The 22831-nt window shown below is 44.0% G+C and carries 25 protein-coding genes; all 25 read right to left on the reverse strand.

The window, feature by feature from the left end; all coding sequences use genetic code 11:
* Positions 1 to 31 precede the first annotated feature (31 nt).
* Positions 32 to 1267: an aspartate kinase gene (gene dapG, locus BUA78_RS12580; protein ID WP_072915075.1), complete on the reverse strand. Its 1236-nt coding sequence runs from the start codon at positions 1265 to 1267 to the stop codon at positions 32 to 34.
* A gap of 2 nt (positions 1268 to 1269) precedes the next feature.
* Positions 1270 to 2292 carry an aspartate-semialdehyde dehydrogenase gene (locus BUA78_RS12585; RefSeq protein WP_072915078.1) on the reverse strand — a complete coding sequence of 341 codons (1023 nt, stop codon included), beginning with the start codon at positions 2290 to 2292 and terminating at the stop codon, positions 1270 to 1272.
* Positions 2293 to 2433: 141 nt separating this feature from the next.
* The gene (locus BUA78_RS12590; RefSeq protein ID WP_072915080.1) at positions 2434 to 3018 is read right to left on the reverse strand and encodes a dipicolinate synthase subunit B; all 585 of its coding nucleotides are present in this window, start codon (positions 3016 to 3018) and stop codon (positions 2434 to 2436) included.
* A 24-nt stretch (positions 3019 to 3042) separates the two neighbouring features.
* Positions 3043 to 3945 (reverse strand): dipicolinate synthase subunit DpsA, encoded by a 903-nt coding sequence (gene dpsA, locus BUA78_RS12595; RefSeq protein ID WP_072915082.1) that lies wholly within the window; start codon positions 3943 to 3945, stop codon positions 3043 to 3045.
* 113 nt (positions 3946 to 4058) lie between these two features.
* Positions 4059 to 4856 (reverse strand): 4-hydroxy-tetrahydrodipicolinate reductase, encoded by a 798-nt coding sequence (gene dapB / locus BUA78_RS12600; protein ID WP_072915084.1) that lies wholly within the window; start codon positions 4854 to 4856, stop codon positions 4059 to 4061.
* Between the two features lie 140 nt (positions 4857 to 4996).
* Positions 4997 to 5266: a YlmC/YmxH family sporulation protein gene (locus tag BUA78_RS12605; protein WP_072915086.1), complete on the reverse strand. Its 270-nt coding sequence runs from the start codon at positions 5264 to 5266 to the stop codon at positions 4997 to 4999.
* Between the two features lie 11 nt (positions 5267 to 5277).
* Entirely contained in the window at positions 5278 to 5625 is a 348-nt protein-coding gene (locus BUA78_RS12610) for a hypothetical protein (protein WP_072915088.1), read from the reverse strand.
* A 119-nt stretch (positions 5626 to 5744) separates the two neighbouring features.
* The gene (locus tag BUA78_RS12615; protein WP_072915089.1) at positions 5745 to 7013 is read right to left on the reverse strand and encodes a M16 family metallopeptidase; all 1269 of its coding nucleotides are present in this window, start codon (positions 7011 to 7013) and stop codon (positions 5745 to 5747) included.
* Between the two features lie 183 nt (positions 7014 to 7196).
* Entirely contained in the window at positions 7197 to 7937 is a 741-nt protein-coding gene (locus tag BUA78_RS12620; protein WP_072915092.1) for a polysaccharide deacetylase family protein, read from the reverse strand.
* Between the two features lie 115 nt (positions 7938 to 8052).
* Positions 8053 to 8775, reverse strand: coding sequence for a spore cortex-lytic enzyme (sleB, locus tag BUA78_RS12625; RefSeq protein ID WP_072915093.1), 723 nt, complete (start codon positions 8773 to 8775; stop codon positions 8053 to 8055).
* 188 nt (positions 8776 to 8963) lie between these two features.
* Positions 8964 to 11186: a polyribonucleotide nucleotidyltransferase gene (locus BUA78_RS12630; protein WP_072915094.1), complete on the reverse strand. Its 2223-nt coding sequence runs from the start codon at positions 11184 to 11186 to the stop codon at positions 8964 to 8966.
* 152 nt (positions 11187 to 11338) lie between these two features.
* On the reverse strand, positions 11339 to 11608 hold the full coding sequence (gene rpsO / locus BUA78_RS12635; RefSeq protein WP_072915097.1) for a 30S ribosomal protein S15: 270 nt from the start codon (positions 11606 to 11608) through the stop codon (positions 11339 to 11341).
* An 89-nt stretch (positions 11609 to 11697) separates the two neighbouring features.
* Entirely contained in the window at positions 11698 to 11919 is a 222-nt protein-coding gene (locus BUA78_RS12640) for a hypothetical protein (protein WP_072915100.1), read from the reverse strand.
* A gap of 12 nt (positions 11920 to 11931) precedes the next feature.
* Positions 11932 to 12162, reverse strand: a complete 231-nt coding sequence (locus BUA78_RS12645; protein WP_072915103.1) for a hypothetical protein — start codon at positions 12160 to 12162, stop codon at positions 11932 to 11934.
* Positions 12163 to 12283: 121 nt separating this feature from the next.
* A complete protein-coding gene (locus BUA78_RS12650; protein WP_072915105.1) occupies positions 12284 to 13216 on the reverse strand; it encodes a bifunctional riboflavin kinase/FAD synthetase in 933 nt (310 codons plus the stop codon).
* A gap of 82 nt (positions 13217 to 13298) precedes the next feature.
* Positions 13299 to 14231 (reverse strand): tRNA pseudouridine(55) synthase TruB, encoded by a 933-nt coding sequence (gene truB / locus BUA78_RS12655; protein WP_072915106.1) that lies wholly within the window; start codon positions 14229 to 14231, stop codon positions 13299 to 13301.
* A 1-nt stretch (position 14232) separates the two neighbouring features.
* Positions 14233 to 15204 carry a DHH family phosphoesterase gene (locus BUA78_RS12660; RefSeq protein WP_072915109.1) on the reverse strand — a complete coding sequence of 324 codons (972 nt, stop codon included), beginning with the start codon at positions 15202 to 15204 and terminating at the stop codon, positions 14233 to 14235.
* Positions 15204 to 15560, reverse strand: coding sequence for a 30S ribosome-binding factor RbfA (rbfA, locus tag BUA78_RS12665; RefSeq protein WP_072915111.1), 357 nt, complete (start codon positions 15558 to 15560; stop codon positions 15204 to 15206). Before rbfA ends, BUA78_RS12660 begins: the two co-directional genes overlap by 1 nt.
* 26 nt (positions 15561 to 15586) lie before the next feature.
* Positions 15587 to 18430, reverse strand: a complete 2844-nt coding sequence (gene infB / locus BUA78_RS12670; protein ID WP_072915114.1) for a translation initiation factor IF-2 — start codon at positions 18428 to 18430, stop codon at positions 15587 to 15589.
* A gap of 38 nt (positions 18431 to 18468) precedes the next feature.
* Entirely contained in the window at positions 18469 to 18780 is a 312-nt protein-coding gene (locus tag BUA78_RS12675; RefSeq protein WP_072915116.1) for a L7Ae/L30e/S12e/Gadd45 family ribosomal protein, read from the reverse strand.
* A gap of 1 nt (position 18781) precedes the next feature.
* Entirely contained in the window at positions 18782 to 19048 is a 267-nt protein-coding gene (rnpM, locus tag BUA78_RS12680; RefSeq protein ID WP_072915119.1) for an RNase P modulator RnpM, read from the reverse strand.
* A 14-nt stretch (positions 19049 to 19062) separates the two neighbouring features.
* Positions 19063 to 20211: a transcription termination factor NusA gene (gene nusA, locus BUA78_RS12685; RefSeq protein ID WP_072915120.1), complete on the reverse strand. Its 1149-nt coding sequence runs from the start codon at positions 20209 to 20211 to the stop codon at positions 19063 to 19065.
* Positions 20212 to 20234: 23 nt separating this feature from the next.
* The gene (gene rimP, locus BUA78_RS12690) at positions 20235 to 20696 is read right to left on the reverse strand and encodes a ribosome maturation factor RimP (RefSeq protein ID WP_072915124.1); all 462 of its coding nucleotides are present in this window, start codon (positions 20694 to 20696) and stop codon (positions 20235 to 20237) included.
* Positions 20697 to 20931: 235 nt separating this feature from the next.
* Positions 20932 to 21219: a LapA family protein gene (locus BUA78_RS12695; RefSeq protein WP_072915126.1), complete on the reverse strand. Its 288-nt coding sequence runs from the start codon at positions 21217 to 21219 to the stop codon at positions 20932 to 20934.
* Between the two features lie 178 nt (positions 21220 to 21397).
* Positions 21398 to 22429 (reverse strand): CehA/McbA family metallohydrolase, encoded by a 1032-nt coding sequence (locus tag BUA78_RS12700; RefSeq protein ID WP_072915128.1) that lies wholly within the window; start codon positions 22427 to 22429, stop codon positions 21398 to 21400.
* Positions 22430 to 22831 lie beyond the last annotated feature (402 nt).

The raw sequence follows: 22831 nt of genomic DNA on the forward strand, positions 1-22831 counted from the left end.
CATCCTTTTACATTTATTCCACCGTGTATATTTATTGGGCTTTATTACGATAACCCAGTTCAAACTTCCGGTGCAGGGCACGGATGGCTTTTTTCATATCATCTCTCTCCACCAGCACCCAGATGGTGGTATGGGAGTCAGAAGACTGTAGTATTTCTACTCCTTCTTCAGTCAGAGCCTGAACGATGCGTGCCATCACACCAGGCACCCCTGTAATACCCGCACCCACTGTAGAAACCTTGGCACAGTTGGATCTTACCTGAGGCGTAATCCCCAAATTTTCAAGAACGTCCAGTGCCTTCTTAGCCAGTTCATCTTTAACCGTAATCATGATTAATTCAGGACTGACATTGATAAAGTCGATACTAATGTCTGCCAAAGCCAGTGAACGGAAAATTCGTAGAGCTGGATGTTCTACATTGATATCTTTGACCAGAATTTTTAGCTGGGTTACTCCCGCCACATGGGTAACTCCACAGGCCAGCCGGTCTCTGGTAATATCAATGGTGCCATACACCCCATGATGACTGGTAACCAGGGTACCCGTTGTCTCGGAGAAGGTAGAACGCACCCGGAGGGGGATATTACTCTGCATGGCAATTTCCACAGCCCGAGGATGAATTACCTTGGCACCTTCGTGAGCCAATTGGCAAATCTCATTGTAGGTGACGGTATCTAGTATCCGTGCATCCTCCACAATCCGGGGGTCAGCAGTCATAACCCCTTCTACATCTGTATAGATGTCAATGCAATCCGCATTTAAAGCAACTCCCAGGGCAGATGCGGTCGTATCACTACCGCCCCGCCCCAGGGTGGTGACTTCTCCGTTTTCACTAATTCCTTGAAAGCCCGTGACTACTACAATTTTTCCTTGTTCAGCTTGGGTAATAATGTTCTTGGGGTCCACTCGGATAATTCTTGCGTCACTGTGATTACTGTCGGTAATAATACCTGCCTGTGCTCCTGTTAGCAGCACCGCTTGACGCCCCATACGCTGCAGGGTGTTAATCATCGCTACACCGGAGATAACCTCGCCGCAGGACATTAGTAAATCCATCTCTCTGGCCGGTAAATCCCGGTTAATAGCTAAAGCAAAATTAATCAGAGTATCCGTAGCGTAGGGTTCGCCCACTCGTCCCATAGCCGATACCACCACCACCGGCACATAACCTTCATCTGCCGCGGTGATAATCCTATGGGCCACATGATCCCTTGATTCCTGTGTCACCAGTGAAGTGCCACCAAATTTCTGAATCAGAAATTTCATAATTATCTTTTCTCCATTAGACAATCATACTTAAGCAACAATTCCGCTATTTGCACAGTATTGGTTGCCGCTCCCTTACGAATTTGATCGCCCACTACCCACAAGTTGAGACCATTCTCGATGGTATTGTCTTCCCGTATCCGTCCCACAAAAACCTCGTCTTTATCGGAGGTAAACAATGGCATAGGATACACTTTATTGGCTACATCATCCTGGACAATCAGTCCGGGAGCTTTGGCTAATACTTCCTTGGCCTCAGCTGCAGATAGTTTACGGTCAGTTTCAATGTTGATAGATTCTGAGTGACTACGGTAGACAGGTACCCGTACCGTGGTGGCAGTAATCTTCACTTGCTCATCACGCATTATTTTCTGAGTTTCTTTAACCATCTTCCATTCTTCCTTAGTATAATCCATATCCTGGAAGATATCAATGTGGGGGATCAGGTTAAAGGCAATTTGGTGGGAAAACTTATTGGGAGGATACTCCTGACCATTTAAAACTGCCTTCACTTGGCCTGTCAGTTCTTCGATGCCTTCTTTACCCGCACCAGAAACAGCCTGGTAGGTTGAAACAATCACACGTTTAATACCTGCCACATCATAGATAGGCTTTAAAGCCACCACCATGATAATAGTAGAACAATTGGGATTGGCGATAATACCTTTGTGCCACTTAACATCCTCAGGATTAACCTCCGGTACCACCAAGGGAACCGCCGGGTCCATCCGATAATTGCTGCTGTTGTCAATGACTACACAACCACTTTCCACTGCAGCCTGACTAAACTCTAAGCTAGCCTTACCACCTGCAAACAGTGCGATATCCATACCCTTAAAGGAAGTAGCAGTGGTTTCCTCTACAATATACGTACGTCCCTGAAATTCTATTTCAGTTCCTGCAGACCGGGAAGTAGCACACAATTTCAATTCATTGATGGGGAAATTGCGCTCACTTAGTATATTTAAAAGTTCCTGACCTACTGCTCCGGTAGCACCGACGATAACAACATTTGCTTTTTTCAACTTTCTTCCCCTCCAAGATCTTTTTTACCCCCCGGCTTAGAAAAGTCAAACCTATAGGGCATAAGCTGGTGGCAGCTAGTTTGCCCTTATCCCTTATGCATGTTAGAAGGTTTCACACTTTCGTCTATGCCAAAGAATCCTTTATAGTTGTACTAAAATGGGCTGGATTTGCTTACCTTGTAACGCCTGTAAAATGGTGTCTATGATCAGATCCATACGACTCTTTAAAGAATTTGGCTTCCCGATGGGACTATCCTGACCAAATGGTACCATATAAACATTCTTGGTGTTAAGCAGTAATCCAATATTTTTTGCATTCATACCTAATCCATCATTCGTAGAGAGCGCTAAAATGACTGGTCTTTGGTTTCTTAGATGGGCCTTGGCGGCCATTAATACCGGCGAATCAGTGATACCATTGGTCAATTTAGCCAAAGTATTGCCCGTGCAAGGGGCAATCACTACTACATCCACTAATTTTTTAGGCCCTACCGGTTCCGCTCCGGGGATGGTATTAATAGGTTTTTTACCTGTAATTTGGGTTAATTGTTCTCGCCATTTCTCAGCAGTACCAAAATAGGTATCCATGGTATCTACTGAATGGCTGACAATGGGAAACACCTCTGCACCTGAATCCACCAACTCTTGTATTTTAAGCATTACTTCATCTAATGTACAATGGGAGCCTGTGAGGGCAAAACCAATTTTTATTCCTTGTAAACGCATATGCCGCACCTCCGTTAGCCATTCCTATTGTCCGTTATTCTTTGCCAGTGCATTGGCTAATAGAGTAGGTATCACCTTAGACAGAATCTGTCCTGCTGTTTTGGGAGCTACTTTGCCCGGCAATCCCGGTGCCAAAAGGGCCTTGATACCCAGTCTGGCGGCCGCTTCAAAATCAGTACCTCCGGGTGGGGAAGCCACATCAATAATCACGGCATCTTCCCTAGCTTTGCTTACTATACAGCTAGACAACACCATGGCCGGGACGGTATTAAAAATAATTTCCGCCTGACCAATTTGTTCCTGTAATTCTTCATAGGTGATAGAGTTCATACCCATCTCGTAAACTCTGGCCCGATCAGCAGCTTTTCTAGCTACCACTGTAACCTTCGCACCCATACCCTTTAGCAGTCTGGCAATGCTGGCCCCGGTACGTCCAAACCCCAAGACGAAGGAGTTACTATTGTGAATGGTAATGGCTGTATTCTCCATCGCCATCTGAATAGCTCCTTCCGCTGAAGGGATGGAGTTAAGAATTGCCACTTCGTCCAAATCTAGTAGTGTAATAAGGTTAACACTACTGCGCTGAACAATTTCCTTAAGTTTTCCCCGTGCATAACCACAAAAGACCGGCGTCTCGGGAGGCAATTTTACCAATAAAGTTTCTGACAATAAAAAGGGCTTCTCTTCATAGACACAATAGAGGTTGCCATCCTCTAAAATACCGGGTACAGGTAGAATAACTGCTTTCACATCAGCCAAAGCCTCTTCCAGGCTTTGGTAGAGGATTACATGCGGTGGGTCATGCTTGACCGGTAAACCTACTACCCGAACATGAGCACCAAGACGAGATAAGGTTGAAACCAATTCTATTTCTCTGGCATCACCACCGAGGACAGCCACTTTAACGCCCTTTAGATCAGGCTGCATCTTGTTTTCCTCCTCTCCAACCCTTCACTGACACATTACATGATATGAGTTGGCAGAGGGGGTGGTGCTTGTACTGGATGGCTTAACAGAGGTGCGGAAATTGCCATATTTAGTTATTCAAAGAGTAGATTTTCCAGTCCGTAGACCAAATGCTGCAAGGACATTACTTTGCGAACCGCTAGCAGTAAACCAGGCATAAAGGATTCCCGGGAAATAGAATCATGTCGAATCGTTAAGGTTTGTCCAATACCACCGAGAATAACCTCCTGGTGCGCCACAAAACCGGGTAAGCGAACACTATGAATACGCATACCTTCATAGTTACCGCCCCGCGATCCTTCAATCTTTTCTAATTCACTGGGCATACCCTGGGCCATGTTGCCCCTTACGGCGGTAATGGCCTCTGCTGTTTTAATGGCGGTGCCTGAGGGGGCATCCATCTTTTGATCATGATGCAGTTCAATAATCTCCACATGAGGAAAATACTTGGCAGCCTCCGCTGCAAATTTAATCATAAGCAAAGCTCCAATAGCAAAATTAGGAACAATGAGAGCACCTGTCTGCTTCCCCGCAGCTATTTCCTGAAAATGTTGAATTTCAGTTGAAGACATCCCGGTGGTGCCTACTACAGGTCTCACGCCATATGTAAGAGCCAATTCAATGTTACCCTGCACCACACCAGGCCGGGTAAAATCGATTACCACATCTGGTTTCAGTTCCTGAAAGGTCTTTTCCAGGTTGTCGGATATCGTAACATCTAGGTCTGCTATTCCCAGGTGAATACCCAGAGGACTACCAATCTCCCTGGTATCTACCGCCCCTACCAGCTCCATGCCCTCTGCCTTCAGTACCGCTTTGCAAGACTCCTGTCCCATTCTGCCAAGGGCCCCTGCTACTACTACTTTAATCACTTTCCCACCATCCTTTACTCATTTATCTGAAAATATTTTTTTGTAGAATTTATGCATATTATCCATTACCTTATTTATTCTTGTCAAGTTAGTAGAGATATCTGTCCATGCTGTAAAAACAAAAACCCCAGGTGATGGGGTTAGTAGGAATACCTATGCAGCACCGGATTGCATTGATCCATTTCTACAATAATTACTTCCTCACCAATTTTCCGAATGCTATCCCAAGGGATTACCATTTGTTGTTTATCCATCCACATATTGATAAAATTACTACGTCGCGGCAGTATAATAGATCGAATGGTCCCTGTTTCCAGGTCAATGGTTACATCAGACTCCCCAACCACTCCGAGGCGGGCCCCGTTATTAATATTAACAATCTCTTTACCAACCAATTCTCCTAAACGCACGGAAACCCCTCCTATCTGAATCTAAATTTTAATCGTTTTAATCCTTTACTAAGTCGATTTAGATAAGGACTGACGATAGCCAGAACAAAAGAAATTGCTGCCATGGGTTCCACACTAACTGTCGATACGTTTACTCGGGCGGGAATCTCCACCTCTAAAAAGGTTTTGAGCATCACCAAAGATAAATAGATGCCCCCGGCGGTTCCTATTAATCCAGCTAGGGATTCGGAAAGGGGTGACATCTTGCTCTCTCCGATGACATCCCATTCCTTCCTGTATCTTTTCAGTTTGACTCGTTCGCTCAAGGAAAAAAATATCAGCAGGGCCACCACGACACCCATGATAATACTGCCTACCATTTTTAACCACCCCCCTGCTACATCTTATGAGCAAGGTGGACAAATATTCATGAAAAAATCCCCTGAGCAGGTCGGGGGATTTTGCAATGCGTTTAGATCCGTTTGACTAATGGCCAGTTCTAATCCTTTAAGGTTTCTAGAACCTTCTGTAAGTCTCCACAGTCCGTCCATGGTCCGATAGCAGCCATGGAAAATTTATCAGGCTGGAATAACTGAGTAGACACCCGTACGGTATCTTCCACGGTTACCCGGTTTAATTTCTCCACAATTTCTTCTGGACTGTATACCTTTCCCAAGTAAAGTTCTGACTTACCCAGACGACTCATGTGGGTGTTGACACTCTCCATGGACAGCAATAGGTTGCCCTTAAGCTGATCCTTGGCTCGCTGCAGTTCTTCTTTACTGACACCATTTCTCTTTAAGTCATTTATTTCTTTAAAAATAAGTTCCATGGCCTGATTTACATTTTGTTTGCTTAAACCCGCATAGACACCAAAGATACCGGTATCGTAATAGGAACTGTGATAGGAATAAACCGTATAAACAAGACCACGCTGTTCCCTAATTTCCTGGAACAACCGGGAGGATAACCCGCCACCCAGTATGGTATTAACCACTTGAGCAATGTAAACATCGTCATGGCCGAGACATAAACCAGGAGCACCAATGACCATATGTACTTGTTCTGTTTCTTTGCTTCGACAATTCACTTGAGCAGCAGGATTGGGAAGTTCCAAACGTCGATTTACTTGATTACCGGATAAATTCTCTAACAACGGTGTTAATTTTTCTACCACCTGTTGATGCGTAATATTCCCCGCAACCGAGATCACTAAACGATTGGGCGTATAATGATGCTTCATATAATCTCGGAGATCCTGATGATTAAAACTGCTGACTGTTTCTGTGGTACCAATAATAGGTCTGCCTAGAGGATGCCCGGACCAAATTGTTTTGGCAAACATATCATGCACCAGTTCATCTGGAGCATCTTCGTACATTTTTATTTCTTCCAGAATAACATTCTTTTCTCTTTCTACATCCTGCTCGGCAATTTTAGAGTGAAACAGCATATCTGTAAGCACTTCCACTGCCAAATCAAAATGTTCATCCAACACCTTGGCATAGTAACAGGTATACTCTTTGGTGGTAAAGGCATTGAGTTGACCGCCAACAGCATCTAATTCTTCGGCAATTTGTTTGGCAGTTCTGTTTTCTGTACCCTTAAACATCATATGTTCTATGTAGTGAGAAATTCCCGCGGTTGTATCACTCTCATCGCGGGAACCTACATCCACCCAAATGCCAAGGGCTACGGAACGTACATGGGAAACTTGTTGTGTAAGGATTCTTACTCCATTTGCTAGTACTTCTTTTTGGTAAAACATTACAACACCCCCTGGAAGCGCAATAAGCTATGTTTCTCCAAAGAAAAGACAAAATCCTTTAAAAAAACGCTAATTTATCATGATCTTACTAAGTTTGCCCTGATGCAGATCGGAAAGGTTATCTTTCCTGAGCTGCTTAGATCAGCTAAATTAATGTAAGTATGCCCCAATCCCCGCTCTCTATTAATTTTCTTTATTTTTTATTTCTTCTACCGGAAGGCTGCTAGTTAATTCACCCACGGTAACAAATTGATATCCTTTTTCCTTTAATTGTTTGATTATTTGTGGTAGTGCTGTTGCCGTAGGGGCGGTAGGATGCATTAAGACAATGGCACCGTTGTGTGCTTTGTTAACTACCCGTTGAATGATGACTTCCGGTGATGGTCTTTGCCAGTCGATGGTATCTATACTCCATAAAATAAACGAATAATTCTGTTCTTCAGCCGCTTTTAAAACAGCGGGACCCCTTTCGCCATAGGGAGGAGCATACAGCTTTGGCCGTTTTTGAAGGCAATCAAAAATAAGTTTCTCTGCCTTTTGCATATCTTTCAGGTTACCACTTTGGGATAATTGGTCTGGATGTGGGTGGGAATAGCCATGGGAACCAATCTCATGACCGGCTGCATCCATTTTTTTTAATAGATCAGGAAAATCCTCTACCCAGGTGCCACCGGCAAAAAACGTGATTTTAACATTGTTCTCCTGTAATATTTCCAACATTTTTGGAATGTACTCCTCACCCCAAAAGACATTACAAGCTAAAGCAATTTTTTTCTCCTTGTCACTTCCCTGGTAAATGGGAGCTAAAACCCGTTCATGTTTTTCATTGGTAGCCATAATACCCAACCCAATGAGGAAAGCAGCAATCATAGCATAAAGAATACATTTATACAGCGGCCCCCTGCGAATAAACAATATACGCATGTCATCCCCCCTTTAAAATTGTCTTCTTTTCCCATCTTTATGCCACGGGAGGAAGGTTTATTTCTCAAAAAAGGAAAAACCCCTCAAATAGAGGAGTTTTATGTCATTATTCCTATTAAGTAGCAAAGACATGTTGTCCGATTTTATTAATAATAGGCCGGCTCCAAATCCACTGGCTAGTGGCCGTGCGTGGATTCCAGTAATATAAAGCACCACCGGAAGGATCTGAGCCTCCTAATGCTTCCTGAACAGCTCTGTAGGAAGAATCATTCGGTTCCAGGTAAAACTGCTTGTCATTTACCGCTGTAAAGGCCCAGGGCTGAAAAATGACATCCTGTACGGTATTGCCAAACTTTCCCGATTGCAGACGGTTCAGTACCACTGCTGCCACCGCAACCTGACCCGCAAAGGATTCTCCCCGTGCCTCACCATGTACCACCCTGGCTAAATCGTAAATATCCTGTCTCGAAAACTGTAAATTCCCTCTGGATGCCGTAGTAGTACGAGGGCGCTCTACCTGACCGCCGCCACTCACCTGTTGAATCAACAGGGAAGCTGTTTGGCTCCCCACTATGCCATCTACCGTTAAACCATTTCGCATTTGAAAACTCTTGACAGCTTGCTGGGTTTGCCAACCATAGATACTATCAGCTGTTCCTACCGGGTAACCAAGATACCCTAAATTTTTTTGCAGTTGTAATACATCATAACCAGAGATGCCTACCTTTAGTGTACGATCTCCCAAGTATGCCTCGGCACTCAGAACGGGTACTGTTAGTATTGCTACAACTGAAAAAACTACAAATAATACCATAAATTTTCTTTTGTAAATTACCATCACCTCATATCAAAATAACAAGACACAGAATAATACAATGTTTATTGTAACTATTCTCTGAGGTATTTGGCAAAGTGTGTATAAGCTTCATGTTATTGAAAATATAGTTTCACTTTTTATAGAAAAAACATAGCCGGTAAATGGGATTTAAATCGAGGTCTTGCTCCCATTTACCGGCTACTGTGATTTTATTCCTTGGGAACCCTTGGGCGACTAAAGGGCCTTCTTTCTCTCTCTTTTTCCTTCTCATTGGCAGATTCCGGCGGTGCCATACCCAGATCCCGCATAGCTTCCTTCTTGGAAAGTTTGAGGCGGCCCTGCGGGTCATAGCCAATGGCTTTAACCATAATAGTTTCTCCTTCTTTGACAACATCCTCGGTTTTTTCAACTCTTTGGAAGTCCAACTGGGAGATGTGTACCAGACCCTCTTTGCCCTGTAAGCCCATAGCACCAGGGATTACCTCGACAAAGCAACCAAAATCTGTTACTCTGGTAACTTTACCATTATACAGTTTACCAACCTCTACTTCGGCAGTAATAGCTTGGATAATTTCCAGCGCTCTCTTACCCTTTTCACGGTCAACGGCGGCAATGAATACCCTGCCATCGTCTTCAATATCGATATTAGCACCGGTTTCCTCAACCAGCTTTTTAATAATCTTGCCACCGGGTCCAATAACATCCCTAATTTTATCGGGATGAATACTCGTCCGGATAATGCTGGGGGCAAACTGGGAAATCTCCGGTCTAGGAGCGGGCAAAATTTCCAGCATTTTTCCTAAAATAAACATCCGACCCTGATGGGCCTGCGCCAAAGCCTGCTCAAAAACGTCTCGGGTAATCCCGCCAATTTTGATATCCATTTGTAAAGCGGTAATACCCTTAGCAGAACCAGCCACTTTAAAATCCATATCTCCCAAATGGTCTTCCAGACCTTGGATATCTGTTAGCACAGTAAACTTATCTTCTTCCATAATCAATCCCATGGCCACACCAGCCACCGGTGCCTTTAGAGGTACACCAGCGTCCATCAGTGCCAAGGTACTGCCACAAACGCTTCCCATGGAAGTAGAGCCATTTGATTCAATAGCCTCGGACACCACCCGAATGGTGTAAGGGAATGCTTCTTCCGCCGGAATCATCGGTTCTAAAGCACGTTCAGCCAGTGCACCGTGCCCAATTTCCCGACGACCAGGAGAACGCATGGGTTTGGTTTCTCCTGTACTAAAGGGAGGGAAGTTGTAGTGGTGCATATAACGTTTGGTTTCTTCTACACCGAGACCATCCAGGATCTGTTCTTCACTGACAGAACCCAAGGTAGCCACAGAGAGAATTTGGGTCTGACCTCTGGTAAATAAACCAGTACCATGGGTACGGGGTAGTACACCCACTTCCACGGCAATAGGCCGAATCTCATCAATCGCTCTACCGTCAATTCTCAGTTTATCATGGGTAATAATTCTGCGAACGACTTTCTTTTCTGCTTTTTCAATCAGTAGTAAAACTTCTTTGGGGTTATCAGGGAATTGCTCCAAGTAGGTAGTTTTGAGGTTGGCCATAACCTCATCCAGGTAAGCTTCTCTTTCCTTCTTGGTGAGCTTTTCCGAAGAGCAATGCAACACAGCCTGACGAATGGCATCTTCAGCATTGGCTAGGATGGCCTCTGTCAGGGTCGGATCCACTTCCTGTTCGGCAATTTCCATCTTTTCGAAGGCTAACCCCATGGCTAGGGCATCTGCTCTGAATTTTTCAATGAATTGAACAATCTCCTGCACGGTACGATGTCCAAACATAATGGCTTCCAGCATTTCATTTTCGGGAACTTCTTTAGCCCCTGCTTCTACCATCATAACTGCATCGTCTGTACCGGCTACCACTAGGTGCATATCACTGCCTTCAGCCTGACGAACCACAGGGTTAATGACAAATTGTCCATCAACCCGGCCTACAATAACACCACCAATAGGCTTCTTCAAAGGAATTTTAGAAATATGCAGCGCAGCGGAAGCTCCAATCATCGCTGCAATTTCCGGAGCATTATCCTGATCTACAGATAAAACAGTAGCTACTACTTGAACTTCGTTTCTCATATGTTTAGGGAATAAAGGACGAATGGGGCGGTCAATTAAACGACCGGACAAGATTGCCTTTTCACTGGGTCGCCCTTCCCTTTTTATAAAACCACCTGGAATTTTTCCTACCGCATAAAGTCTTTCTTCATAATCAACAGTGAGAGGGAAAAAATCTATATCCCTGGTATTTTTAGCCACGGTAGCGGTTACTAAAACTACTGTTCCGCCATAGGTTACTAGTACGGCTCCACTGGCCTGTTTAGCCATCCTGCCGGTCTCCAGGGTTATCGTTCTCCCTCCTAGGGACAACTCCCTGATTAAAACGGAATTCTCTGACACTCTTCTCTTACCTCCATAATCTCCAACGTATTTACAAATCTTAGCAATTCGACATTTTTAATAGTATTTCCTTCTTAGGATAAGAAAAATACAAACTATTTATGCCGGATTACTATATAAATAAAAAAAGTGGGCAATTAAGCCCACTTTTACTACTTACGAAGACCAAGTCTTTCTAAAATTTTACGATAACGGTCGAAGTCACGATCACGTAAATAATTTAGTAAGGCACGGCGTTGACCAACCATTTTTAATAGGCCACGACGAGAGTGGTGATCTTTTTTGAAAGACTTCAGGTGCAAAGTTAATTGATTGATACGCTCAGTTAACAGAGCAATCTGCACCTCGGGAGAACCAGTATCGTTTTCATGGGTTTTGAAATTCTGAATGATTTCATTCTTCTTTTCAATAGATAATGCCACGTAGTTCACCTCCTTGTATTAATGATCCCTGTTATCCAAGACAACCGTCGGAGTGAACAAATTCCCTAGATAACAGTTCTTGGGAAATATTATTTCCCTATTATGGTTATCACCAAACGACCGTTTTCAATATCTTTAGCAACAATATCAAACATACGGCCTGATTTGGCAAAGAAACCTCGAAATCGGGTGGCAGTCGGTACACGACCAGGAATCCCCCTGGCAGCAGTGATGATGTCATTAGCATTAATCTTGTCCTGACGCAGATCCTTTAACCTTTTACGAGCATGCTCTGTAATAATGATCCGCATACTGCACCCTGGCTAACAACTATGAAAGCGATAGGTCTGTCCATTATCCTCTTCTTGTGCCAAAAAGGCATAGAGAGCATCTTGGAAAGCAGTAATTCTTACATTGTCCATATTGGATTGAACATAAAGGGATTCCAACTCCCGTTTAAGGTGTTGAAAATCCTCACTGAGGCAAATCAAGGCAATATGGTTAAGCCAGCGTTTAACCTCCTCTTCAGGAGTATCAAATCTTGGATACCCCACGGACAACGTCTCCTTTCTTTGTGGTCTTGGGACGTATGCCGGATTTATTGTAGCATAACTAGTACAAGAAGTAAATGTAGACATTATAAATATATTAAGGGCATCCGCTATTTATTCGATTTTACTCCAGGTGGTCAAATCTGGCACTTTGTACATCCAAATGTATTTGATTTACCAATTCGGTAATAGAAGAAAATTTTCTTTCATCTCGTAATCTGCGCAGATAATTTATTTTAATTTTTTTTCCATAAATATCCCCGCAAAAGTCCAACAGATGCACTTCTATGTTGGCCTGCAGGTTATTATGATGAAAGGTAGGCTTCGTTCCTACATTAGCCACACCTAAGAAGGTTTCTCCATCTAGGTCTACTTGAACTCTATAAACTCCCTTGGCCGGAACCATCATGCCCTCCGGACAGTCTATATTAGCTGTGGGAAAACCTAAGGTATTTCCTCGACGGTCCCCCATGACAACGATTCCTTCGGTAAAAGGATAATAGCCCAACAATTTTTGGGCTGTACTCACATTCCCTTCAGCCAATTGATGCCGAATTAATGTACTGCTCACCACTTGATTGCCTAGCTTCACAGGTGGTATTACGTGTAAGGCATAGTCATACTCAGCAGCATATTTCCACAGTGTCTCCGGGGTACCTTGGCCTTTATGCCCAAATGTATAATTATAACCAACCACAATTCCCTTTACGTTTAATTGCTCTACCAGTATTTTTTTAATAAATTCTTCTGGACTTAATCTAGCAAATTCCCGTGTAAAGGGTAATAAGAGCAATACATCTACTCCCGATTTTGCCATCTTATGCCTTTTAGCATCTCGGTCTAAGAGCATAGGAGGAGCAAGCTCTGGTTTTAATATCATCATTGGATGTGGGTCAAAGGTTAAAACCGCAGCTGTCCCGTTCGACCTGCGGGCAATTTCCACCGCCTCCCCTATCAGCCTCTGGTGACCTAGATGAATACCATCAAAATTTCCCAGAGCTAAGGTGATATCAGCATATCTGTCTTTTAGCCCCGACAGATTTTCATATACTCGCAATTAAAATTACCCCCCTGCCAGAGAACATCCGCCTTTTATTCTATCATACACTTTTAATGAATTGTTTAAAATTTCTTTGTCTTTAGGCCGGAAACACTACTTTAGGTTTAAAGATCATCCTTACCGATTCTTCGTAATTCTCCTGTTTGGCTATAAAAATTCCTAGCAACTGATTGTTGCATTGAATCCGTACCAAATCCTCTGGAAATATCTTCGTTGACACTTCCCGAACACCGGAAGGGTACAGGATACCTCCAGAGGATATTGATTTTAGCGCAGAAGAATGGATTTCTACCATGGGTAAATGCGTCACCGCCTGAACCATCGGGATAACTACTTGGCCTATTTGGTGATTCGTTATCAACTCAGCCAGTTTCTCCAGCGTAATAGCCCGTTCCAAAGTAAAACTTCCTACACAGGTGCGTAACAAAAAAGACATATAAGCGCCACACCCCAATGCCTTACCTATATCCGAGCACAGGGTACGCACATATGTCCCCTTTGAGCAGGTTACATCAAACAATACTCTTGGATAAGGTGTTGACCAGTCCCAACTGTTTATCACTTTTAAATCAAAAATAGTTATTTGACGACTCGGAACATCTACAACCTTGCCCGCTCTCTCCAATTCGTACAATTTTTTGCCGCCCACCTTAATGGCTGAAGACATCGGCGGAGTTTGCCTAATCTCGCCCCGGAAGGAACGAAAAACCTCTTGGAACTGTTCCAAGGTAACAGAAGATGCACCTACTTGTTCAAGAATATCACCAAAGCTATCCTGAGAGCTAGTAGCCATCCCCAAGGTTAGCTCGGCTCGGTAGGTTTTATTCCCTTCCGTCACAAAGCTTGCCAATTTAGTCGCTTTTCCCAGACAGATGGGCAGTACACCGGCAGCTCCAGGATCGAGGGTACCGGTGTGTCCACATTTCTTAACACCGCTTAACCGCTTTACATAGGAAACGACGTCATGGGATGTCATGCCGGGGGGTTTTAAGATCGTAATAATACCGTCCAAATTAACACCCCCTAAAAAGGCCTTGGGCCTCTTTAACCACTCTATCCTTTACCTCTGACAGCGTACCCTCCACAGTACAACCCGAAGCCCTTACATGGCCCCCACCGCCAAATTTTTTGGCGAAAAGGTTGACATCAATATAATATTTTGAGCGAAAGCTTATCTTAATCCGTTGCTCATCTAGCTCGCGGAAGAACATAGCAACTTCCACATTTTGAATATTGCGGGCATAGTTGATCATACCTTCAATCTGCTGGTCATTAGCACCAACACTTTCCTGCGTTTGTCGGGAAAGGCTGATAGTGGCTAGCTGACCATTCTCACTGACTTCTAAAGTGCTCAATACGGCTTCCAATAAACGAATTTGAGATATCGGCTGCTCACTAAAAATCAAATTAGATAACCGGGCCACAGGAATGTCATATTCCAGCAGCCTAGCGACTCTCCGATGAGTTTCTGAGGTAGTATTTTCGTAACGGAAAGATCCGGTATCGGTAACAATGGCTGTGTAAAGATTGATAGCCAAATCAGTATTTAATGGAATCCCCAAGGCTTCCAGCAAATCCATAATAATCTCACCGGTGGCCGCAGCAGATGACCGCACATAATTAAAATCTCCAAAGGGTTGGTCATTCACATGGTGGTCAAGCACCACGGTGGTTAAACCGCTTTCATATAAAGGCAACAGAGCCGAACCTAAACGATCCGGCACTGAGCAGTCTACCACAATAAGCAAGTCAAAAGCCTCCGGGGATACTTCACCAACAATCATTTCGTTAATGCCAGGGAGAAAACTATAAAGCTCCGGTAGTGGGTCAGAGCTAGCCATGGTAACCTGTTTACCTAACAGGTGTAAACCCAGGCCCAAAGCCAGCACTGAACCCAGGCTATCCCCGTCGGGCATAACGTGTCCACAAATGATAGGACGCTGACACCTTTTAATACTTTCAGCTACTACACTTAGATCGTTCATCAAGGAGATTTATCCTCCTGGTCGTTGATCTCATGCAACAGTTCCATGATTCGACTACCGTGATCTAAGGATACATCCAGTTTAAAAATCAACTCTGGAGCATGGCGAACCTTGATTCTGCGTCCAATTTCTGAACGCATATATCCAGCAGCCTTCTGAAGAACCTCTAGGGTTTCCTTTCGCTGCTCTTCTTTTCCCATGACACTGACAAATACCTTGGCATAGGATAAGTCTCTGGTCACTTCTACTCCGGTAATGGTAACAAACCCCACTCGGGGATCTTTTATCTCGTTTCTTAGCAAGTCGGCAATTTCTTTTTTAATTGCTTCCGCCATACGTTCCGGTCGGTGTGACATACTACACACCTCCTAAAAGGGTTATATTATTTAAGCTCCCTCTTAATGGTCTCAACGATGTAGGCTTCAATAATATCGCCTTCCTGAACATCGTTGTACCGTTCAAGGGTGATCCCACATTCGTAACCTTGGGCTACTTCCTTGGCATCATCTTTGAAACGTTTTAAGGAATCCAGTTTACCCTCATGGACTACAATGCCGTCACGGATCACTCTGATACCAGCGTCTCTGGTAATTTTACCTTCGGTGATGTAACCACCGGCAATGGTTCCAATCTTGGATGCCTTAAAGGTTTTACGAACCTCTACATGGCCAATGATAACTTCCTTAAATTCAGGATCCAACAGGCCACTCATGGCTTTCTTAACATCATCTATCACTTCATAGATAACGCGGTAAAGATTAATATCAATATTCTCAGTCTCTGCTATCTTACGGGCATTATTATCGGGTCTGACGTTAAAGCCAATAACGATGGCATTGGAAGCGGAAGCCAGCATAACATCTGTTTCATTGATAGCACCAACCCCGCTGTGAATCATGTTTACTTTCACTTCATCATTAGACAGTTTTTCCAGCGCCTGGCCTAAAGCTTCGATAGAACCCTGTACGTCTGCCTTAACAATGATAGGTAGTTCTTTAATCTGTCCCTCTTGGATGTGTTTAAATAAATCATCCAGTGAAATCTTGTTATTGGACTTAAGAGCCTCTTCCTTTTTCCGCTGCTGTCTTTTTTCTGCTACATCTCTAGCCAGTTTTTCATCCTCAACGGCAACCAGAATATCTCCAGCCTCCGGTACATCGGAGAGTCCAAGGATTTCAACCGGTGTACACGGCAACGCCTTTTTCACACGGCGGCCTTTGTCATCAATCATGGCTCTAACCCGGCCCATGACGTGACCCACTACAATAGTATCTCCTATATGAAGAGTTCCATTCTGTACTAAAACGGTGGCCACGGGACCTCTTCCCTTATCCAATTCTGCCTCTACCACAGTACCTCTGGCAGGGCGGTCAGGATTAGCCTTTAATTCATGAACCTCTGCCACTAAGAGAATCATTTCCAACAGGTTCTCTAAACCAATCCGTGCTTTGGCAGAGACCGGTACAGCAATAACATCGCCGCCCCAATCTTCTACCACTAATTCATGTTGGGTAAGCTCCTGTTTCACTTTATCCGGGTTAGCGGCAGGTTTATCCATTTTGTTAATGGCTACGATAATGGGCACATTAGCTGCTTTAGCGTGGTTAATAGCCTCCACAGTCTGAGGCATGACGCCGTCATCTGCAGCAACCACCAAGATGGCAATATCGGTGATCTGCGCTCCACGGGCCCGCATAGCAGTAAAAGCTGCGTGACCTGGGGTATCCACAAAGGTAATTTTCTTTCCATTGTGTTCTATCTGATAGGCACCAATGTGTTGGGTAATACCTCCAGCCTCACCGGCTGTAACATTGGCTTCCCGAATGGCATCCAACAAAGAGGTCTTCCCGTGATCCACGTGACCCATAATGGTTACTACCGGTGGACGAGTGATCATTTGATCAAGGTCATCTTCCGGTTCAGCCATGATAATGGCTTCTTTATCTACAGCTACTTTTAGCTCTGTTTCTATGCCAAATTCACCGGCGATTAAAGTAGCGGTATCATAATCAACTTCTTGGTTGATGGTAGCAAGAGTACCCAGACCCAAAAGCTTTTTAATAACTTCGGCTGCAGTTTTCTTTAATTTTTCGGCCAATTCTTGAACGGTAACAGTTTCCCCAATAGGTACCGGTCTTTTATCCATGACCACCGGAGCTGGTGCCGGTGGTTCCGGTCTTCTCCGGTTCTTTGGCTGCCGATGTTTATTGAACTTAGTTTTTTCAGTTTGACCGTCTGCCCATTTACCATCTTTTTCGTAACTCTTACGACGATCGCCCTTGGTTTTATCCGGAGCCTTGGTTGGTTTGGGTTGGGCAACCTGTTCCGGTGGCTTCGGAATTACAGGTGCAGAACCCCTGGGGCCACCGGGACCGCGACCACCTTGTGGCGGTCTGCCTTGGCCGCCCTGACCTCCATAAGGAGGTCTGCCTTGACCACCTTGGCCGCCTTGACCTCCATAAGGGGGTCTGCCTTGGCCACCTTGGCCGCCCTGACCTCCATAAGGAGGTCTGCCTTGACCACCTTGGCCGCCTTGACCACCATAAGGAGGTCTGCCCTGGCCACCTTGGCCGCCCTGACCACCGTAAGGAGGTCTGCCTTGACCACCTTGGCCGCCCTGACCACCATAAGGAGGTCTGCCTTGACCACCTTGGCCGCCCTGACCGCCATAAGGAGGTCTACCTTGACCACCTTGGCCGCCTTGACGATCTCCGTAAGGAGGTCTGCCTTGATTATTGTTTCTGGGAGGACGGTTTCCTCCTCCCTGCCTGTTTTGAACATTGGTAGGTTGTTCTGCTGCTTCATTATTTATGGGAGTAGCAGTCTCTTTATTTATAGGAGCCGGCTTAGAGCCTCTGGCTTCCTGGGGAAATCGCTGGGGTGGTTTGGCTTTATCTTCATATCTCCTATCAGGGGGACGATTCGGAACTCTGTCTACCAAGCCTGGACCCTTTGTGCTATCGGGCCTAAAAAACTGATCTTTTTCTTTTTTGCCTTCCATTACTTGCCCCCTACCTCGCTCATTCGGTTTGTCTACTTCTACCGGTTCAACTGCCGGCTGACTTATCTTTTTTCCGTATGTCTTCTGTATGTTTTGGACATCCTTATCTTCTAGAGCACTCATATGTGACTTAACGGTGATACCCATTTCAGTAAGTTTGTTAATAAGTTCCTTATTATCTATGTTAAGCTCTTTAGCCAACTCATGGACTCGTTTTTTTGCCATATGTTCACCTCCATAAAATCAGAAACCACCGTCAAAAACTACATCTCCCCCTTCTCCAGCAAGCCTGCAATACCCCGGGCAAAGTTATCATCCAATATTGCCACTGATGCACGGGGGGATTTACCCATAGCCTGACCCAATTCTTCCTTGGTAAAGACCAGTGAAACTGGAACACTTCTTAACTCCGCTGCACGAAGATAATCTTTTTTAATTCTTTCCGAAGTATTCATGGCTATCAGGAGCAATTTAACTTTACCCCGACTCATATTTTCTCGAACCGCAAAATCTCCGGAAACCAGTTTACCTGCTCGTTGACATAAACCTAACAGATGAAAAAACGATCTTTGCACCCTATTTCACCATTCCCTGCTTCAAGGTATCTACTAACTCCGGTGAAACCTTGCATTCCAATGACCGCTCTAATCTTTTGCCTTTTATTGCCTTTTGCAGACACTCGGCGTCAGGACAAATATACGCCCCCCTGCCGGACTTTTTACCAGTAGGGTCAATTTCAACGGTATCTTCGGGGGTCCGTACCACTCTTGTCAGTTCACGCTTTGGTTTCATTTCCTGACATCCGATACACATCCTGAGCGGAACCTTTTTGACTTTGGGCATGGCTCTCCTCCCCCTTACTTCTTATCCTCATCTAAGGATAAATCCTCGGCCGTGATTTGATTTAGCTCCTCTTCATAGGAATACTCTTCAAGATCTGCCTGGCCTTCCTCAGTGTATTCTGGATACAAATCAGCCATCTGCGACTCACTCTTAATGTCAATTTTCCAGCCGGTTAATTTGGCAGCTAAGCGGGCATTTTGACCCTCTTTGCCAATGGCCAAAGACAACTGATAATCCGGTACAATAACTCTGGCCACCTTCTCATCTTCCCAAACCTCCACAGCCACAACCTTGGCCGGACTTAAGGATGACGCCACATATTTTGAAGGGTCTTGATTCCATTTGACAATATCTATTTTTTCACCGTTTAATTCAGTAACAATATTTTGTACCCGCATACCTTTAGGTCCCACACAGGCACCGACCGGATCTACGTTTTCATCCTTAGAATAAACAGCAATTTTGGAACGGTAACCGGCCTCTCGGGCAATGGATTTAAGCTCAACCACGCCCTCCTGTAATTCGGGTACCTCCATCTCAAATAGACGTTTCAATAAACCGGGATGTGTACGGGAGACCAGAATCTGGGGACCCTTAGTTGTTTTCTTTACCTCAACAATGTAGGTCTTAAGACGCTCACCATGGCGATAACTTTCACTGGGCATTTGTTCAGAGGGTGTTAGAATAGCCTCGGTTTTGCCAAGTTCGATAAAGACATTTTTATTTTCTACACGCTGAACAATACCGGTTAAAATATCTCCTTCCCGGTTGGCAAATTCCTCAAAGATAATATTGCGTTCCGCTTCGCGAATACGTTGTACTACCACTTGTTTGGCCGTTTGGGCTGCAATACGTCCGAAATTACGTGGTGTTACTTCATCCTCCACAATATCTTCTAGATTAAAACGAGGATCAATTTTTTGTGCATCGGCCAAAGAAATTTCTATCCTATCATCTTCTACCTCTGCTACCACCGTGCGCTGAGAATACACTTTATAGTCGCCGGTTTCCCTATCAATATGCACTCGGGCATTTTGCAGTGAGCCAAAATTTCGTTTATAGGCAGACAGCAGTGCTGCCTCAATAGCTTCCAACAATACGTCAACCGCTATTCCTTTTTCTTTCTCCAAGTCCCTTAAGGCTTCTAGAAACTCAGTATTCACTTTTTGCTCCTCCCATGTTTAAATCAAAATTCCACTGCCAGTCGTGAACTCGCCACCTGCTTATGCGGAACCAATACAGACTTACCCTTTACTTCCACTTGGATACCCTCTTCTGTATAATCCATAAGAGTACCAGTAAAGGATTTGGCCCCATCAACTGGGGCAAAGGTGGTTATATTCACCAAATGGCCTTTAAACCTTTGAAAGTCTTCGGGTGTTTTTAAGGGCCTTTCCAGGCCCGGTGAAGAAACCTCTAAAAAATAGGCTTGGGAAATGGGATCCAACTCGTCCAACAGGGTGTCTATTTTCTCAGACACCGCCTGGCAGTCGTCCAGATCAACCCCCCCAAGCTTATCAATGAAAATCCGTAAATACCAGTTACCGCCTTCTTTGACATATTCTACATCAACCAATTCTAAATTCTCAGCCTCAACAATTGGCTTAACTGCAACTGCAATGTTTTCCGTAACGTTCTTTTTAGTCAAAGGTATCCTCCTTGCCTTTTTGCTCAAACTAATAGGAAAGAGTGGGAAATACCCACTCCTTTCACGGCAAAAAAGTTGAAAAAAGCGCAAAATCACTAAAAGCATAAATAGTATACCATGTAAACCATTTCTTGACAAGGGTCCCTCATTTGAAGCACCACTTAGCAATATAGTATCACCAGGTAAGTAAAATATACCCTAAGAAATAAATTTTCCCACCTTTGATTAAGCCAATTTATCCCTTCTCTTGGCGATTAGGACGGTATTTTAGTAATTCTTGTTCCAAAGAATGGGTATAATTTTTAAGCTCTCCATATTGCTTGGATATTTTGTATTGGCGGGCGATGCTAAACAGCCAGGCTACCACCATGCCACTTAAAGCAGCCCCCAGAATTACAAAAGCCAAAGGAAACCCGGGCAATTGCCAGAGTAAAAATTTGATGCTGATTAATTCCGAATTTTGGATAGCAAAGACGGCTACTAAAATAGAAAAGACAGTGGCTATCCCAAAATATAGCCGCATAGTAACACCCCCTCTTTTCTATTCTAGAAAATACAGGAAAAACCTTTAATTTAAAGGTAACATTAGAATGGATTGTTGATTATCTAATTGCCGGTAGCCTTAGCCTTAAATATTCATGTCTAATGGTAATTTTGGTAAGCACTTGTGTATCTTAAACGATAAGGATTTACCTAAGCTATTATGCTCTCAGGTAGATATGGTTGGAAAAGATCCAGGGACGGGGCCAGAATTTACCTTTATAGACTTCTACTCGATAAACACCTGGTCCGGGATTTGTCAATTGGAGAGTTCGGGAGGTGCTTTGGCTAATTATCCGGCCATCTTTAATGATTTTTAAATGAGCTTTCACCGGCAGCTTAACCTTTAAAGTCAGACCGGGTTTGTGGGATACCTCATCTCCCATTTGCCAATGACGTTCATTATCTTGCAAATAAAATGAAAAGTACTCTACCTTCCCTGCTAAATGATTGACTAGGTAACAACAGCCCTTTTTTAAGGCCGAGAGAATCGTGTTTCTATCTTCGTTCAAAATTCCTTTTAAGGGATTTTCACAAACCACATGGGTACGCAGAGTTTTAAATTGATAAAGATAACTACATAAAGTATTGGGCAGCCAACCTAACTGCCGTCCTCCGTGTGCATCCACACCGGCAATAGCCGGAACTGTCCGAGTTTTTCCCAGCTCATCCCATCGCAGAAGGGTTTGAGACTCAGGGGGCGTAAGACAAAATTTGGGAAATAGAAAACTCTTTAATAAGCCTCTTCTTGTTCTAAAACTACCCATCCATTGGGAAAAATAATTCCACAACTCTACACCATAAGGCACATCCAAGTCCCAGTTTTCCCAATGCATTTTAGCCGGAAATAAAGGATTTTCTTTTTGATCTGGATGGGCCAAAAAGCCAAATCCCCCTTGGTTATACACATCCTTAGCATATTCACTAGGCTGCAGGTGCTTGTCGGGAACGGAACGAATGTCATAGCAAAGAAAGTGATTTCGCTTGGGAGTTACTTCTGAACCAATCAAAAACAGGACCCCGTTTAAGTATTGCTCACCTTCCTTATATAAACCCTGTAAAGTATCATGATCGTTAATGATAATAAATTTCGCTCCGGACCTCCGAGCTGCCCGAGCTATTCCCTTAAAGTCTGCGGAGCCATCGGAATATTTAGTATGAATGTGTAAGACTCCCGAATAATTGTATAGCATAAGTACCTCTGCTAGTTAATTTGATTGATGTTTATTAGTTCACAACAGCTTAATTTTAAATCAAACCATTGTATATGTATAAAGGAAATTATTAGTATCACGGGTGTCAAGGGGACGGTTCCCTTGACACCCACCCTGGGAATTTTCCCAGAACTGCCGAAACTACGGAAGTAGTATTGACCTTTAATCCTTCAACTGCAATAAAAGCAGGTTAAGAATCGTTTGCAGAAATACATTGCCCCAACAAATAAAATTAAACTGCCTAGGATTTCCCAAAAAATTTAATAATTTGGCTAATAAAAGTAAAAAAATTAGCTTTTAATGTGCGTAGCTCCAATTGAGATAGGCACTGCAATTTTCCGGAAGTACTGCTATGCGACTTGCCGGCCAGTGCCCCTTGGA

It is taken from the genome of Desulforamulus aeronauticus DSM 10349 (assembly GCF_900142375.1).
Lineage (GTDB): Bacteria > Bacillota > Desulfotomaculia > Desulfotomaculales > Desulfotomaculaceae > Desulfotomaculum > Desulfotomaculum aeronauticum.

Excerpts from the sequence above, each read along its gene's own strand:
- dapG (WP_072915075.1), bottom strand. The coding sequence starts at position 1,267 with ATGAAATTTCTGATTCAGAAATTTGGTGGCACTTCACTGGTGACACAG.
- BUA78_RS12590 (WP_072915080.1), bottom strand. The coding sequence starts at position 3,018 with ATGCGTTTACAAGGAATAAAAATTGGTTTTGCCCTCACAGGCTCCCAT.
- dpsA (WP_072915082.1), bottom strand. The coding sequence starts at position 3,945 with ATGCAGCCTGATCTAAAGGGCGTTAAAGTGGCTGTCCTCGGTGGTGAT.
- BUA78_RS12610 (WP_072915088.1), bottom strand. The coding sequence starts at position 5,625 with ATGGTAGGCAGTATTATCATGGGTGTCGTGGTGGCCCTGCTGATATTT.
- BUA78_RS12615 (WP_072915089.1), bottom strand. The coding sequence starts at position 7,013 with ATGTTTTACCAAAAAGAAGTACTAGCAAATGGAGTAAGAATCCTTACA.
- BUA78_RS12620 (WP_072915092.1), bottom strand. The coding sequence starts at position 7,937 with ATGCGTATATTGTTTATTCGCAGGGGGCCGCTGTATAAATGTATTCTT.
- sleB (WP_072915093.1), bottom strand. The coding sequence starts at position 8,775 with ATGGTAATTTACAAAAGAAAATTTATGGTATTATTTGTAGTTTTTTCA.
- BUA78_RS12640 (WP_072915100.1), bottom strand. The coding sequence starts at position 11,919 with ATGCGGATCATTATTACAGAGCATGCTCGTAAAAGGTTAAAGGATCTG.
- BUA78_RS12660 (WP_072915109.1), bottom strand. The coding sequence starts at position 15,204 with ATGAACGATCTAAGTGTAGTAGCTGAAAGTATTAAAAGGTGTCAGCGT.
- rbfA (WP_072915111.1), bottom strand. The coding sequence starts at position 15,560 with ATGTCACACCGACCGGAACGTATGGCGGAAGCAATTAAAAAAGAAATT.
- infB (WP_072915114.1), bottom strand. The coding sequence starts at position 18,430 with ATGGCAAAAAAACGAGTCCATGAGTTGGCTAAAGAGCTTAACATAGAT.
- rnpM (WP_072915119.1), bottom strand. The coding sequence starts at position 19,048 with ATGCCCAAAGTCAAAAAGGTTCCGCTCAGGATGTGTATCGGATGTCAG.
- BUA78_RS12695 (WP_072915126.1), bottom strand. The coding sequence starts at position 21,219 with ATGCGGCTATATTTTGGGATAGCCACTGTCTTTTCTATTTTAGTAGCC.
- BUA78_RS12700 (WP_072915128.1), bottom strand. The coding sequence starts at position 22,429 with ATGCTATACAATTATTCGGGAGTCTTACACATTCATACTAAATATTCC.